Annotated in this window: 13 protein-coding genes; 7 read left to right on the forward strand and 6 right to left on the reverse strand. The window is 36.9% G+C overall.

The genetic code is table 11. The features are described 5' to 3' along the window. Window positions 1–102 precede the first annotated feature (102 nt). Window positions 103–1,782 (forward strand): peptide ABC transporter substrate-binding protein, encoded by a 1,680-nt coding sequence (locus IGL93_RS00270; protein WP_002361487.1) that lies wholly within the window; start codon window positions 103–105, stop codon window positions 1,780–1,782. Between the two features lie 46 nt (window positions 1,783–1,828). Here IGL93_RS00270 and IGL93_RS00275 read toward each other — a convergent pair whose 3' ends face one another. After that, entirely contained in the window at window positions 1,829–2,053 is a 225-nt protein-coding gene (locus IGL93_RS00275; RefSeq protein ID WP_002356070.1) for a DUF896 domain-containing protein, read from the reverse strand. Window positions 2,054–2,067: 14 nt separating this feature from the next. Next, window positions 2,068–3,054, reverse strand: a complete 987-nt coding sequence (locus tag IGL93_RS00280; protein ID WP_010775472.1) for an LLM class flavin-dependent oxidoreductase — start codon at window positions 3,052–3,054, stop codon at window positions 2,068–2,070. Between the two features lie 400 nt (window positions 3,055–3,454). On the opposite strand from IGL93_RS00280, the gene IGL93_RS00285 reads away from it, so the two are divergent. The 3 genes from IGL93_RS00285 to ruvB all read left to right on the forward strand — a co-directional run bounded on the left by IGL93_RS00285 (window position 3,455) and on the right by ruvB (window position 6,319). After that, a complete protein-coding gene (locus IGL93_RS00285) occupies window positions 3,455–4,429 on the forward strand; it encodes an Abi family protein (protein ID WP_002407578.1) in 975 nt (324 codons plus the stop codon). 246 nt (window positions 4,430–4,675) lie between these two features. Further along, complete coding sequence (ruvA, locus tag IGL93_RS00290; RefSeq protein ID WP_002359241.1) at window positions 4,676–5,290, forward strand: Holliday junction branch migration protein RuvA; 615 nt, start codon at window positions 4,676–4,678, stop codon at window positions 5,288–5,290. A 12-nt stretch (window positions 5,291–5,302) separates the two neighbouring features. Then, window positions 5,303–6,319 carry a Holliday junction branch migration DNA helicase RuvB gene (gene ruvB / locus IGL93_RS00295; protein WP_002383488.1) on the forward strand — a complete coding sequence of 339 codons (1,017 nt, stop codon included), beginning with the start codon at window positions 5,303–5,305 and terminating at the stop codon, window positions 6,317–6,319. A 126-nt stretch (window positions 6,320–6,445) separates the two neighbouring features. Here ruvB and IGL93_RS00300 read toward each other — a convergent pair whose 3' ends face one another. Further along, entirely contained in the window at window positions 6,446–6,883 is a 438-nt protein-coding gene (locus tag IGL93_RS00300) for a hypothetical protein (protein ID WP_025192084.1), read from the reverse strand. Between the two features lie 212 nt (window positions 6,884–7,095). Between IGL93_RS00300 and IGL93_RS00305 the strand changes: the two genes are divergently transcribed. The 3 genes from IGL93_RS00305 (at window position 7,096) to IGL93_RS00315 (ending at window position 11,775) form a co-directional block, all read left to right on the forward strand. Beyond that, window positions 7,096–7,794 carry an N-acetylmannosamine-6-phosphate 2-epimerase gene (locus IGL93_RS00305; protein ID WP_002370615.1) on the forward strand — a complete coding sequence of 233 codons (699 nt, stop codon included), beginning with the start codon at window positions 7,096–7,098 and terminating at the stop codon, window positions 7,792–7,794. A 178-nt stretch (window positions 7,795–7,972) separates the two neighbouring features. Further along, on the forward strand, window positions 7,973–10,312 hold the full coding sequence (gene ygjK / locus IGL93_RS00310) for an alpha-glucosidase (protein WP_284954723.1): 2,340 nt from the start codon (window positions 7,973–7,975) through the stop codon (window positions 10,310–10,312). A gap of 545 nt (window positions 10,313–10,857) precedes the next feature. Next, a complete protein-coding gene (locus IGL93_RS00315) occupies window positions 10,858–11,775 on the forward strand; it encodes a helix-turn-helix domain-containing protein (protein WP_010713649.1) in 918 nt (305 codons plus the stop codon). 45 nt (window positions 11,776–11,820) lie between these two features. Here the strand turns inward: IGL93_RS00315 and IGL93_RS00320 are convergent, their stop codons facing one another. The 3 genes from IGL93_RS00320 to IGL93_RS00330 form a co-directional block, all read right to left on the reverse strand. Continuing rightward, entirely contained in the window at window positions 11,821–12,258 is a 438-nt protein-coding gene (locus IGL93_RS00320) for a type II toxin-antitoxin system HicB family antitoxin (RefSeq protein ID WP_010707936.1), read from the reverse strand. Window positions 12,259–12,291: 33 nt separating this feature from the next. Beyond that, window positions 12,292–12,474, reverse strand: coding sequence for a type II toxin-antitoxin system HicA family toxin (locus IGL93_RS00325; RefSeq protein ID WP_002367585.1), 183 nt, complete (start codon window positions 12,472–12,474; stop codon window positions 12,292–12,294). Between the two features lie 104 nt (window positions 12,475–12,578). Beyond that, window positions 12,579–13,232 carry a Crp/Fnr family transcriptional regulator gene (locus tag IGL93_RS00330; protein ID WP_002356081.1) on the reverse strand — a complete coding sequence of 218 codons (654 nt, stop codon included), beginning with the start codon at window positions 13,230–13,232 and terminating at the stop codon, window positions 12,579–12,581. Window positions 13,233–13,340 lie beyond the last annotated feature (108 nt).

Genomic DNA, 13,340 nt, shown 5'->3' on the forward strand with positions numbered 1-13,340 from the left:
CTTTTTTTATTTTAATGCTTGCCATTTGTTTTTAATTTTAGTATTATAAGAATATTCTAAAAATTAAAAAATGAAGAGTTTTTTCTGTGAAGGGAGAAAGGCATGAAAAGTAAACGTATAAAAGGACTTATCGGGTTAAGTTTAACAACGCTGTTAGTTTTAGCTGCTTGTGGTGGTGATGGGGGAGCTGGCGCCGAAAAAGCAAAGGGCGGATCAGAGAAAACTGCCGCTAAACAAGAATTTAAAGTAGTAGTTCAACAAGAAATGCCTTCTGCAGATTTATCTTTAGGAACAGATACAATTAGTTTTACGGCACTGAATAATGCGTATGAAGGAATTTATCGTTTAGATGATAAAAGCAAGCCGCAACCAGCAGGGGCTAAAGAAAAAGTGCAAGTCAGTGATGATGGTCTGACGTACACAGTGAAACTAAGAGAAGAAGCAAAATGGTCCAATGGTGATCCTGTCACAGCTGCCGATTATGTTTTTAGTTGGCAACGTACAGCAGATCCTCAGACTGGCGCTGAGTATGCTTATTTTCTAGAAATGATTGAAAACGGTGCAGATATTGTAGCTGGTAAGAAACCAGTCTCTGAATTAGGCATTAAAGCAAACGGAGATTACGAGCTAGAAATTAAACTGGCAAAACCAACACCATATTTTGATTATTTACTGGCCTTTCCACTATTTTTCCCGCAACATCAAGCAACCGTAGAGAAATATGGCAAAGATTACGCTGCTTCCAGTGAAAAAGCAGTCTATAATGGTCCGTTTGTCTTAGCTAACTTTGAAGGGGCTGGCTCAGATACCAATTGGACTTTGGAAAAAAATGAAAACTATTGGGATAAAGACAATGTCAAATTAGATAAAATCAATTTTGATGTCGTCAAGGAGGCACCAACTGCCTTGAACTTATTCCAAGATGGTCAAGCAGACGATGTTATTTTAAGTGGCGAATTGGCCCAGCAAATGGCGAAGGATCCAGAATTGGTTATCGAAAAAGAAGCACGAACCAGCTATTTGGAATTTAATCAGCGAGATAAAAATTCACCGTATAATAATGTGAATTTACGCAAAGCAATTTCAGCAGCGATTGATCGCAACGCATTAGTAGATAAAATTTTAGGCGACGGCTCAGTAGTCGCTACCGGCTTAATTCCAGAAGGGATGTCGTATTCGCCGACAGATGACAAAGATTTTGCTGATGAAAATAAAAAAATTGTTGAATATAGCCCAGAAAAAGCAAAAGAATATTGGGCAAAAGCGAAGAAAGAATTGGGCATAACAACACTCAAAATGGATATTGTTGCCGATGATGTCGATTCTACGAAAAAGTTAGCGGAATATATTCAAGGTACGTTAAAGGATACTTTAGAGGGCATTGATGTAACAGTGAGCCCAGTGCCGTTTTCAGTTCGAATTGATCGAGGTAGTCGCGGCGATTTTGAGACAATCTTAGGTGGTTGGGCTGCGGATTACGCAGATCCAAGTAGTTTCTTAGACCTTTTTGTTACTGGTAATAACTATAATCGCGGGCGTTTTTCAAGTAAAGCCTACGATGAGTTGATTGAGGCTTCAGCTACAAGAGATGCTTCAGATCCTGAAAAACGTTGGGAAGACATGGTTAAGGCTGAGAAGTTATTGATTGGTGAAGAGACCGCTTTGGCACCACTTTATCAAAAGGCGACTGCCCATCTACGCAGTAAAGAAGTGAAAGGCGTCGTTGCCCATGGTGCTGGCGCACAATATGATTATAAGTGGACATATGTGACAGAAGAGTAGTTAAAAAGAGACACAGAATAGTCAAATCGACTGTTCTGTGTCTCTTTTAATCAAAATATTTCTGCTGTTCTTCTTTTAATTTTTCTGGGGTCACATCTTCACCAGTAGGATCATAAATAGTGACGCCCATTAATGTTTTATTGAATTGTTCACGAATGGTCCGCAAATATTCTTGTCGCAAATCGACACGAAGAGCTTGTTCTTCAGATGTTAAACCTTGTTCACGCTCTTTTTGTGCAAGCGTATTAATTCTTTTTAAAACCTCTAACATTTCTCATTTCCTTTCTATAATAATTCTTTTGCTAGGCGTTCAAACGATTGAAAGCGCGTTTGTTTGTCATAACCTGGGGTGATTAGCATCGCTTCTGTCAACCCTAGTTCTTCTTGTTGGTGGAAAAACTCCGCAACTTCTTGGCTACTGCCAATGACAAAGCGTTGTTTATTTTGTTCTAAAACCAGTTTGTCCATTTCACTGTAAGGGAAAGCTAGGGCTTCTTCTGGCGATAAAAATTTATTTGGAAGCCCATGTTCGGTGGCAAAGATATAATGCTCGAAACTAGCCGCATGGTATTCTGCTTCTTCTTTCGTGTCGGCGGCAAAAGTGAAATACGCAGCGCTCACTTGAGGCTCTTGTTGTTCAGTTACTGGTCGGAAATACTTGTAATATGCTGACAATACTTCTTTGGGCAAATGTCCATGAATAAACTGCGCAAAGGAAAAATTAATGCCATATTCACCAGCTGAACGTGCGCTTTCTTTACTAGCACCTAGTAACCAGGGTTGTGGTAATAGAACTTCCCGCGGAACAGCTGAAATTTTAGAATATAAATGATCTTCAGGAAATTCCTCTCTTAAAAAGAGTAAAATTTCAGGTAATTTATCAAATTGGTCTAGCTGAGGTGGCTGACCATTATTTAACGCCAACGTAGTTAAAGGGCTGCCACCAGGCGAGCGGCCCATGCCTAAATCGATTCGATCAGGATATAAAGCTGCTAACGTTTTAAACGTTTCTGCGACTTTAAATGGCGCATAATGCATGGTCATGATGCCACCCGCGCCAACACGAATTTTTTCGGTGGCACTAGCAATATGTGCAACTAAAATTTCTGGCGTTGCACTGGCAAAGGCGTCTGAGCCGTGATGTTCGGCATACCAAATTCTTGTGTAGCCAAGTTTTTCCGCTAATTGAGCGAGCTCTTTGGCTTCTTGTAATGTGTCGCTTGCTGATTGATTTTTAGGAACCGTTAATTGATCTAAGATACTTAATTTCATGTATGTAGTCTCCTTTTTGGTTATTTTTTTTGAAGCTACCGCTATTATTACGCAAGCATGTTAAAAAAAACAGTACGCACTTTTTAATTCCCTAGTGAGCGAAAAGTAACAAATAGATGTAGCCAAGGTCGATGATAAAAAATTCTCCGCTATGGCTGTGTGCATTTTGATTTTTTGGACAATGTATAGAAATATATTTAATATTTTTTCTGTTTTTATACAACGTATTGTATTTTTTAGTATAAAAAGCATTTTCTTTAGAAAGTTGGGCTATTGACTAGCTACAAAACAAATGATAGCATAGAGATAACCTTAAAGAAGAGCTGCTGTGCGGCTAACCAAGAACGTCTATTAGTTTTTCTAATAGACGTTCTTGTGCTAATTAATAGGAGAACAGTATATGAAGCCTTTTAAAACATTAGATGAACAATTAGCTATTTTGGAAGCTCGAGGATTGGTTTTCTCGGATAAAGAAAATGCAAAAAAGAAATTATCTTTTTATGGCTATTATGAGATTATCAATGGCTATAAAGACTTCCTTTTGGAAAAAAAGCAAAAAATAACTGACCATCAAGAAGAATGTTTTATAGAAAACAGTACATTTGATCATATTTTTTCTTTATTTATGATGGACAAAACAATAACTTCATCTGTAATTGATGCGACATGTGATGTTGAGATGTATGTAAGAGCAGCTATTTCTTACGTTGTCAGTAAAAATATAGGTGAACAACAAATAGACTATTTGAATAGACGTCATTATCAAAGTGGAAAGAAAAACAAAAACGGACAAGGATATAAAGTTGATCAGCTAATTACAAAGTTTAAAAAGATTATCTACGATGATATAGAACCCATGAAACACTATCGTGGTTATCATGGAAACGTTCCACCTTGGATTATGTTAAAAGGAACAACATTTGGAAACCTGGCTAATTTTTATAAATTACAAAAAAGTGAAAATAAAAAAGAAGTTATAGCGATGATTCTAGGAATACCTAAAGAAATCGTGGATGAAGGGATTACCAATATGTTTACTGACATTATCTTTTTATGTCATAGTTATAGGAATAGAGCTGCACATGGTGGACGAATGTATAACTATCGGTCGGCTAAAGCAGTTATTAGATATAGTGAAAATTTTCATCCCCGAGCAAATATTACTCAGGCAGAGTATAGAAAAGGCAAAGGAATATCCTGTTTAGGTACCCTATTTCATGCATTGACATGGATGGATAATAAAGTAGCTTTAGCAAGGTTACAAGCAGGGGTATCTGTTGCGTTAGATCAGCACTTAAAAGTTTACCCAGAAGATTATGATTTAGTTTTGTCTGAAAGTAATATCAATCCTAAATTTTTACAGCTTTCTAGATAGAATTATTAGACTGAGTTGTACATAAAATTATTGTCTCTACTAGGGAGAGCGTGTTAATCTGTCTTCTGTTAGTTATTAATTATTGTTTGCTTCATCAATAGAAAGCTGTTTTATAAAGAGTGTTTTCAGGCTATTAGTATAGATTGCTCATAGGAATATTTGCAAACGATGAAGATATCGCTTAAAATAAATGAATCAAGTAAAATGGAACATATGTACGCAATCAGCAATTGGAAAGGTGACAACATGTACGAATATATTATTGGAAAAGTAACGTTTGTTAGCCCATACTATATTGTCGTTGAAACAAATGGCATTGGCTATCAGATTTCAGTCGATAACCCGTATCGCTATTCAGGAAAAATGGATACGGATATTAAACTATATCTTCACCAAGTCGTGCGGGAAGATGCACAACTTTTATTTGGTTTTGGCAGTTTAGAAGAAAAACAATTGTTCTTAAAATTAATCAGTGTCTCTGGAATTGGCCCTAAAAGTGGCTTAGCTATCATGGCTTCTGTGGCTGATCATGGTGGTTTAATCAATGCAATTGAAGGGGAAGATGTTACATATTTAACGAAGTTCCCAGGTGTTGGCAAGAAAACAGCCCAACAAATGATTTTAGATTTAAAAGGAAAATTAGGCGAATTAGAGTCTTCCGAAGCAGCGGTTGCGGCCATGACCGCAACCGAAGCGGTGACAACAAGCAATCAAGCATTGGCAGAAGCGTTAGAAGCATTAAGTGCCCTAGGCTACAGTGACCGAGAGATTAAGCGTATCACTAAGCAATTGGAAGCGTTAGGTGAGACAACGACAGATGTTTATTTAAGCAATGCGTTAAAATTCATGATGAAACGCTAAGGAGGAATAACGATGACAGAAGAAGAACGGTTGCTTTCAGCTGCAAGTCAAGAAGCAGAAGCTTCAATTGAAAAATCGTTACGTCCACAATTTTTAGCACAATATATTGGTCAAGACAAAGTAAAACAAGAACTAACGATTTATATTGAAGCGGCGAAAAATCGGAATGAAGCGTTGGATCATACTCTTCTTTATGGTCCGCCAGGTTTAGGGAAAACGACAATGGCGATGGTCATCGCCAATGAAATGAATGTGAACATTCGTACCACAAGTGGACCAGCCATCGAACGGGCGGGAGATTTAGTCGCTATTTTGAACGAATTAGAGCCTGGTGATGTGTTATTTATCGATGAAATTCATCGTTTGCCGCGAGTGGTGGAAGAAATGCTGTATTCCGCAATGGAAGATTTTTACATTGATATCATGGTCGGTCAAGGAACCACGGCACATCCCGTTCATTTTCCGTTACCGCCTTTTACTTTAGTGGGCGCTACCACACGGGCAGGGATGCTTTCAGCGCCATTACGAGATCGTTTTGGGATTATTTCTCACATGGAGTATTATCAAGAGCAGGATTTAAAAGAAATCGTTCTCCGTTCCGCGGATATTTTTCAAACGGAGATTTTTGAGGAAGGTGCCTTTGAAATTGCGCGCCGCTCAAGAGGAACCCCCCGAATTGCTAATCGTTTGTTAAAACGTGTCCGTGATTTTGCCCAAGTCCAATCAGATGGCAAAATCGACCGAGCGATTGCAGACAAAGCGTTAACCTTGCTGCAAGTGGACCATCAAGGCTTGGATTATGTCGATCAAAAATTGTTGAAAACAATGATTGATTTATACGGCGGCGGTCCAGTTGGTTTAAGTACCTTGTCTGTAAATATCGGTGAAGAAACCGAAACGGTGGAAGATATGTATGAACCCTATCTTATTCAAAAAGGTTTCATTAAACGAACACCACGAGGACGAATTGCAACGCCATTTGCGTATGCACATTTTGGGTATGATTATTTAGAGGGTCATAAAAATTAAAGGGTTAAATAAGAGAGAAGGGCCTTCAACAGGATATAGTATGTTGAAGGTCTTATTTTTCATTTTTTCAAAGTTTATGTAACGGAATAAATATTCTTTTTTTTTTGATAGACCACTATAAGTATATTAACGAATAATTTTTAAAAGTTTCATCTCTTGATAATATAAATCTTTGTAAGATAAATCAGACAGTGTACGAGTAACTATTTTTGATATCGGTTTGTTTTCAAAACCATTTAAAGCGGACAAAATATATAACTTAGTTGTGCAGGTATTTTTAAAATGATTTCGGATGTAGCCAAGAAGAGCGACTGCTGAGGGTGTTTCAATATTTTGATTATCTGACGGTAGAGAACACATAGAGCAAACCTGATAATTCAATGTTTTTAAATAGTTGCTGTATGAAAATTTACCTGGTGACTCACCTTCAAAATCATTTATAAAAAAGAAGAACTCTTTATTTAATAGATTGCCCGTGTGATTGCTCAGTCCATTTAAAGTTATACTGCCTGTAGATAAAGGTTGCTCGCTAGCTAAGTAGATGTATTCTGTCAATTTTATCACCTCTTTCTTATCGATATGAATTATCGTATCATGATATAATCAAATCCGCTATATTTTAAGGTGAAATGCTAAATGGGAACAAAAGAAAGAAAGCCTTAACCGCTTGCTTTCTTTTGTTTCACGTGAAACGTTTGTTCTTATTTGGGAGAGTGGCATATTTCAGCTGTTGTAGGTATACTGTGTTTGTAATCGCTTTTAAATTGGAGGGATCAATGTTGAATAAAGAAATCAAAGGGGCATTAATTGTTTCTTGCCAAGCGTTGGCAGACGAACCGTTGCATAGTTCTTTTATCATGTCCAAGATGGCTTTGGCCGCTAAACAAGGAGGGGCTAAAGGCATTCGAGCAAATTCTGTGGTAGACATTCGAGCAATCCGGAAAGAGGTAGATTTACCAATCATTGGGATTATTAAACGAGATTATCCTGACGCAGAAGTATATATTACCGCAACTATGCGTGAGGTAGATGAATTAATGGCTGTTCAGCCAGAAATTATCGCTCTCGATGCAACCCATTCGAAACGACCAAATGGCGAAACGTTAGCCACATTTTTCAAAAGAATAAAAGAAAAGTATCCTAACCAAGAATGGATGGCAGATTGTTCCACGCTGGAAGAGATGATTGAAGCGGCGGAGTTAGGCTTTGATTATATTGGCACAACGTTAGTCGGCTATACGCCGCAAAGTGAAAATCAGCGGATTGAACAAAATGATTTTGAACTGTTAAGAGAAGCAAAGAAGCATTTTACTACACCAATCATTGCAGAAGGAATGATTGATACGCCAGCAAAAGTCCAACGTGTTCTGGAGCTAGGTGCTTATAGCGTGGTGGTGGGATCTGTTATTACACGACCGCAAAAAATTACTGAAAAATTTGTGGAAGCTACGAAAATAAAACAGAATCAAGCATAAACTAAATACACTATCGATACACTCGTTATTTTTTGATCAATACACTTCGATACGGTCGCTTTTTTTCTAGAGAAAGTTGAATCTTTCAATAATAAAAAGGGATACACTCCATTTGGCATAGTCCTTGCTGATAATAAATCAGTGTATAAAGCGCTATCATTTTTATAGGAGGGGTTTTATGAAGGGTTTATCAAAAAAGAAACGGGTGTCTACTTGGTTAGCGTTAGGAATCACCGTAGTCAGCTGTTTTGCGTTAAGCGGGGAAGTGCAAGCAAGTGTTGAAAGAACAAAAGTTGATGAATTTGCGAATGTTTTAGATGTGAGTGCATCACCAACCGAACGGACGAATGGCGTATACGATACCAATTATTTTAATAATTTTTCTGATTTAGGTGCATGGCATGGCTACTATTTACCTGAAAAAAGCAATAAAGAGCTACTGGGTGGTTTTGCGGGGCCATTGATTATTGCGGAAGAATATCCAGTAAACTTGGCGGCAAGTTTAAACAAATTAACGGTCAAAAATAAAAAAACGGGAGAAACCTATGATTTAAGCCAAAGCAACCGCATGGACCTGTCTTATTATCCTGGGCGCCTAGAGCAAACCTATGAATTAGACGATGTAACGATTCATTTAGCTTTAATTTTTGTCAGCAATCGAACGGCGCTTATCCAAACGACACTTGAAAACACTGGTGAAGATCCCTTGTCACTTGAAGCAAGCTGGACAGGTGCGGTCTTTGACAAAATTCAAGAGGGAACGGAAACCTTAGATATTGGTACTCGTTTAACTGCTAAAGACAATGACATTCAAGTGAATTTTGGTGAAGTCAGAGAAACGTGGAATTATTTTGCTACGAAAGACACAAAATATACGATTCATCATGCGGATAAAGTTTCAACAAAAATTGATAATCGGAATTATACAGCGACCGCTGAACCAATTGAATTGAAGCCTAAACAAACGTACAACACCTATACGACAGAAAGCTATACTTTTACAAAAGAGGAAGAGGCAAAGGAACAACAACAAGCACCCGAATATACCAAAAATGCGGCGCGCTATTTCAAAGAGAACAAGCAAAGATGGCAAGGATATCTAGATAAAACGTTTGATCAAAAGAAAACAGCAGAATTTCCTGAATATCAAAATGCGCTAGTCAAATCGATTGAAACGATTAATACCAATTGGCGAAGTGCGGCAGGTGCCTTTAAGCATGACGGGATTGTTCCGTCCATGTCTTATAAATGGTTTATTGGTATGTGGGCTTGGGATTCGTGGAAAGCGGATGTAGCAACGGCTGATTTTAATCCTGAGTTAGCTAAAAATAATATGCGGGCCTTGTTTGATTATCAAATTCAAAAAGATGATACTGTACGTCCACAAGATGCAGGAGCGATCATTGATGCTGTCTTTTACAATCAAGACAGTGCGCGTGGTGGTGAAGGTGGCAACTGGAATGAACGAAATTCTAAACCACCATTGGCTGCATGGGCAGTTTGGCATATTTATCAAGAAACCAAAGATAAGGAATTTTTAAAAGAAATGTATCCCAAACTTGTGGCTTATCATAATTGGTGGTATACCAACAGAGACCACAATAAAAATGGGATAGCAGAATATGGAAGCATGGTCAGTGATGCTCACTGGCAAAAAGACGACAAGGATCAAATCATTAAAGATAAAAATGGCCAACCTAAAGTGGATGATGATGCTGTTATTGAAGCAGCCGCGTGGGAAAGTGGCATGGATAACGCTACACGGTTTGACAAAGAAGGTGTGGGCAAAGGCGACGTTGGAGTTAAAGTTTTTGAAAATAAAAATAAAGGAAAAGTAGTGGGGTATTCGATTAATCAAGAATCAGTGGATTTGAATGCGTATCTCTACGCTGAAAAGGGCTATTTAGCTTCGATAGCAGAAGAACTAGGCAAAAAAGAGGACTATAAGAACTATCAAAAAGAAGCGAAGAAACTAAAAAAATATATTCAAGAAAATATGTTTGATGAAAAAACAGGCTTCTTCTATGACTTACAAATAAATGAAGACGGCTCGAAAACAAAATTGTTAGTCAATCGTGGCAAAGGAACAGAAGGCTGGTTGCCGCTTTGGGCAAAAGTAGCGACCAAAGAACAGGCGGCGGCAGTTAAGAAAAACATGATGAATCAAGAAATGTTCAATACCTTTATGCCATTCCCAACAGCATCCAAAGACAATGAAAAATTTGTTGCAACGAAATATTGGCGGGGACCAGTTTGGCTTGATCAAGCCTTGTTTGGTGTAGAAGCTCTTCAAAACTATGACTATACAAAAGAAGCGAAAGAAATGACACAAAAACTCTTCTTACATGCCGAAGGATTGATGGGAGAAGGACCTATTCATGAAAATTATGATCCACTAACAGGGAAGGGCCTAAGTACGAAAAACTTTAGTTGGTCAGCGGCAGCGTACTATTTACTGTATAAAAACACCTTATTAAGTAATAACCCCACAACGCAAACCGCTTTTGAAATAAAATAGAAAAACAGCTCTTGAGAAAATATCACTCAAGAGCTGTTTTTTTCTTCACTTGCTACAATCTGTTTCCTTCTGATTTAATTGAATGTAATTTATTTGTTTTAATAAATATATTTCATTTAATTAAAGAAAATATCCGAAAATAAAAATATATGTACTTTTATTAAAAATGTTATTTAATAAAAATGAAATAGATATTCAAGGAAATTGATTGTACAATGGTTAGTGAAGAGTGGGTTTAACGGAACCGAGTAATAAGAAATAAACTAATATTGAAACCAAACATTGCGACACCTCCTGCTCTGAGTTATATTGAATTTCATTATAAGACAGATATCTTAGTTTCTTCAAGAACGAATTAGAAAAGTTTTTTTAAAATTTGTTGATGTCTAACAATTATAATGTGCGAAAAAATAATTCAAACAAATATATTATTCGATTATTTGATAATATTAAAGTTCATAGAAATAATTTTTTAGAAAATAGTATATTTTAGTTAATAAAAAAATAACACTTAATATTAACTTATTAATAGAAAGGAGCATATTATGGATGTGTTAGAGGCATTAAAGTATTTTAGAAAAAAGAAAAAAATTGCTCAGAAAGATGTTTTACCAAAAAAAGGGAAACAAACCTATCGAAGAATCGAAATTGGTGAAGCCAAGCTAAGTTACGAGGATTTAATGACAGCATTACAGTCACTTGGGATTACCTTTAATGAATTTTTTCATATGGTCTCTGAAACAAGAAGTACGGCTTCATCTAAAATTATGCATCAAATTGAATGTTGTCAAATGGGGTTGAACAATACAAGTGAAAAAAAGAACCTGATTCATTACTTTTATCAATTAGAGCGCAATCCCCAAAAAAACGCAGTAGAGATGTCTATTTATACAGATATTAAGCTAACTTTCAGTAATGATTGGGAGGAAATTCCAGAATTTGATGAAACTGATCGAATGGCAATTCTCGCACTTATCTCTAGCAAAAGCTACTATACATATTACGATTATCAAATGGTGACTAATACAGGGGCGTTATTTTCTGAAAACGAAGTCCTTCAGATTCTTGAGCAGATGTTTCCTGTCAAAGATGCTGAATTACGTGATACCCAAACATTAAATGTCGCCTATGGTTTTTACCTAAATATCATTACAGCGCAACTTTATAAGAAAAATTATGCGAAAGCCCGGGAATATTTAGCGCTAATGAGTGTTACCACGATTCCTGCCGAAATCTACTATATTCATTTTAACTTACGTTATTTAAAAAATCTTACGTATTATCTGTACACTGGCAAAATGAGATATTATAAAGAAGTAATCACCGTTATTGATATGATTGAAAGTTTTGGGGATGCACGTTTGGCGGAAGGCATGAAAAAAGAAATGCTTCAGCTGACGGCTGGTCGGACATTTAATTTAGATTATGGACAATTTCCTGTGAATATTGTCACTGAAAAATAAAAAACACCCCCGCAAGGTCAAGCGTGCGGGGGTGCTTTCTCAAGGCTACTTTAAAACATGTAGCGACTTTTCAACGATGGCATCGGTCAAGGTTTTAGAAAAATTCAATTTATTTTTTTTCCCGAGTTCATCAGACCACTTGGGAATGGTGACGGTTTTTTTGACTAACGTATTTGTTCCTAAATAATCATTTAGTTCTACATTTACCATAGAAACAAACGAGTCTGCAAGGTTAAAATTAAAGTCATCGTCATCTCTAAAGGGATTATTATCTTCTAATGACAACGTATTGATAGGAGATGGCTGGTGGATTGTTCTTTGATGTTCAATATCATCAGATAACATCATACCTAAATAATCGGAAGCCATCGCAATTGCATCAGGAATTGTATCTCCTTGCGTACCAGAACCACCTATATCTGGGAAATAAACATAGTAACCATTCTCGACACTGTAGAAACATGCAGGATAACTAATTAGCATGAATGATGCCTCCTTATCAATCATTGAGGAAGGCTATTTCAGCCCTGCCTCTTTTAAAATCCCTATTTCGGTTCCTTTTTTCAATTCTCCGTGTGGGATAATGATGGGTCTTTTGCCAGACATCTCCATTTTTATATGGGAGCCTTTTCCACCATCGGTTGGTAACCAACCGTGCTTTTTTAGCAATTTGACCATTTGTTTTTGTGTCATTGGCATGTGCACAATACCTCCTGACAGGATATATTTTAATACGTGTAATACGTGTTGTCAAGTGGATGAAAAAGTACCCCCGCAAGGTCAAACTTGCGGGGGTACTGATGTTAAACAATAATGTTATCTCTAATCATATCTAAATCTTTAATCAAAATTTTGCGGTTACGTAGTTCAATTGCCCCTAACTCTTTTAGTTGCTGCATCATCCGGTTAACGCTACTAGCAGAAGTTATCCCGCAAAAATGCGCAATTTCTTCATTGGTCACCACGAAATCAATTAAAATACCTTCCTCTGTTTCTACGCCAAATGAATCGTACATTTCATAGATTTGTGTACAAACGGCCCCAAATTTGCCATTCATCAACATTTGCTGCATCTTTTTCATGGAATGCATTAAACGGTCCCGATAGTATTCTTTGACATACATTTGCAAGTCTTTACTATTATTGATATCCCGCCAAAATTGAACACGGTCGATTTGGTAAAGTTCTGCTTGTGGAGATTCGATGCGAATATTAAAAGGTGCATCAATAAATTCTGAATATTCATCACGTAGCAATGAAACAATTTCCAAATTGTTGATATAACGTAAATTAAATTCACGACCGTCTTTGGAAATAACGCTAGTTTTGATGATGCCACTTTTTAAAATATAGGCATAACGATCTTGCAGTCCTTCATAAGTTAAATAATTTTTCTTCTTTTTTACAACGACTCGAAAGGAATGTTCATCTAAGTAGTCTTGTAAAACATTTCTCATTGGCGGTAACTCCTCAATTATCTCTAAATATTTTTGTTTTTGCCTGTTGGGCTTCTTTCTTATTTAAGCGAATTGGACATCATATGTCAATAACAAATGTTGATAAAA

The sequence above is a fragment of the Enterococcus sp. DIV1328a genome (assembly GCF_050536905.1).
In the GTDB taxonomy this organism is placed as follows: Bacteria; Bacillota; Bacilli; order Lactobacillales; family Enterococcaceae; genus Enterococcus; species Enterococcus faecalis.

What these genes read in the sequence shown, in the direction of transcription:
- IGL93_RS00275 (WP_002356070.1), bottom strand. Translation starts at nt 2,053, where the DNA reads ATGTTAGAGGTTTTAAAAAGAATTAATACGCTTGCACAAAAAGAGCGT.
- ruvA (WP_002359241.1), top strand. Translation starts at nt 4,676, where the DNA reads ATGTACGAATATATTATTGGAAAAGTAACGTTTGTTAGCCCATACTAT.
- IGL93_RS00315 (WP_010713649.1), top strand. Translation starts at nt 10,858, where the DNA reads ATGGATGTGTTAGAGGCATTAAAGTATTTTAGAAAAAAGAAAAAAATT.
- ygjK (WP_284954723.1), top strand. Translation starts at nt 7,973, where the DNA reads ATGAAGGGTTTATCAAAAAAGAAACGGGTGTCTACTTGGTTAGCGTTA.
- ruvB (WP_002383488.1), top strand. Translation starts at nt 5,303, where the DNA reads ATGACAGAAGAAGAACGGTTGCTTTCAGCTGCAAGTCAAGAAGCAGAA.
- IGL93_RS00330 (WP_002356081.1), bottom strand. Translation starts at nt 13,232, where the DNA reads ATGAGAAATGTTTTACAAGACTACTTAGATGAACATTCCTTTCGAGTC.
- IGL93_RS00320 (WP_010707936.1), bottom strand. Translation starts at nt 12,258, where the DNA reads ATGCTAATTAGTTATCCTGCATGTTTCTACAGTGTCGAGAATGGTTAC.
- IGL93_RS00325 (WP_002367585.1), bottom strand. Translation starts at nt 12,474, where the DNA reads ATGCCAATGACACAAAAACAAATGGTCAAATTGCTAAAAAAGCACGGT.
- IGL93_RS00285 (WP_002407578.1), top strand. Translation starts at nt 3,455, where the DNA reads ATGAAGCCTTTTAAAACATTAGATGAACAATTAGCTATTTTGGAAGCT.
- IGL93_RS00305 (WP_002370615.1), top strand. Translation starts at nt 7,096, where the DNA reads ATGTTGAATAAAGAAATCAAAGGGGCATTAATTGTTTCTTGCCAAGCG.
- IGL93_RS00270 (WP_002361487.1), top strand. Translation starts at nt 103, where the DNA reads ATGAAAAGTAAACGTATAAAAGGACTTATCGGGTTAAGTTTAACAACG.
- IGL93_RS00280 (WP_010775472.1), bottom strand. Translation starts at nt 3,054, where the DNA reads ATGAAATTAAGTATCTTAGATCAATTAACGGTTCCTAAAAATCAATCA.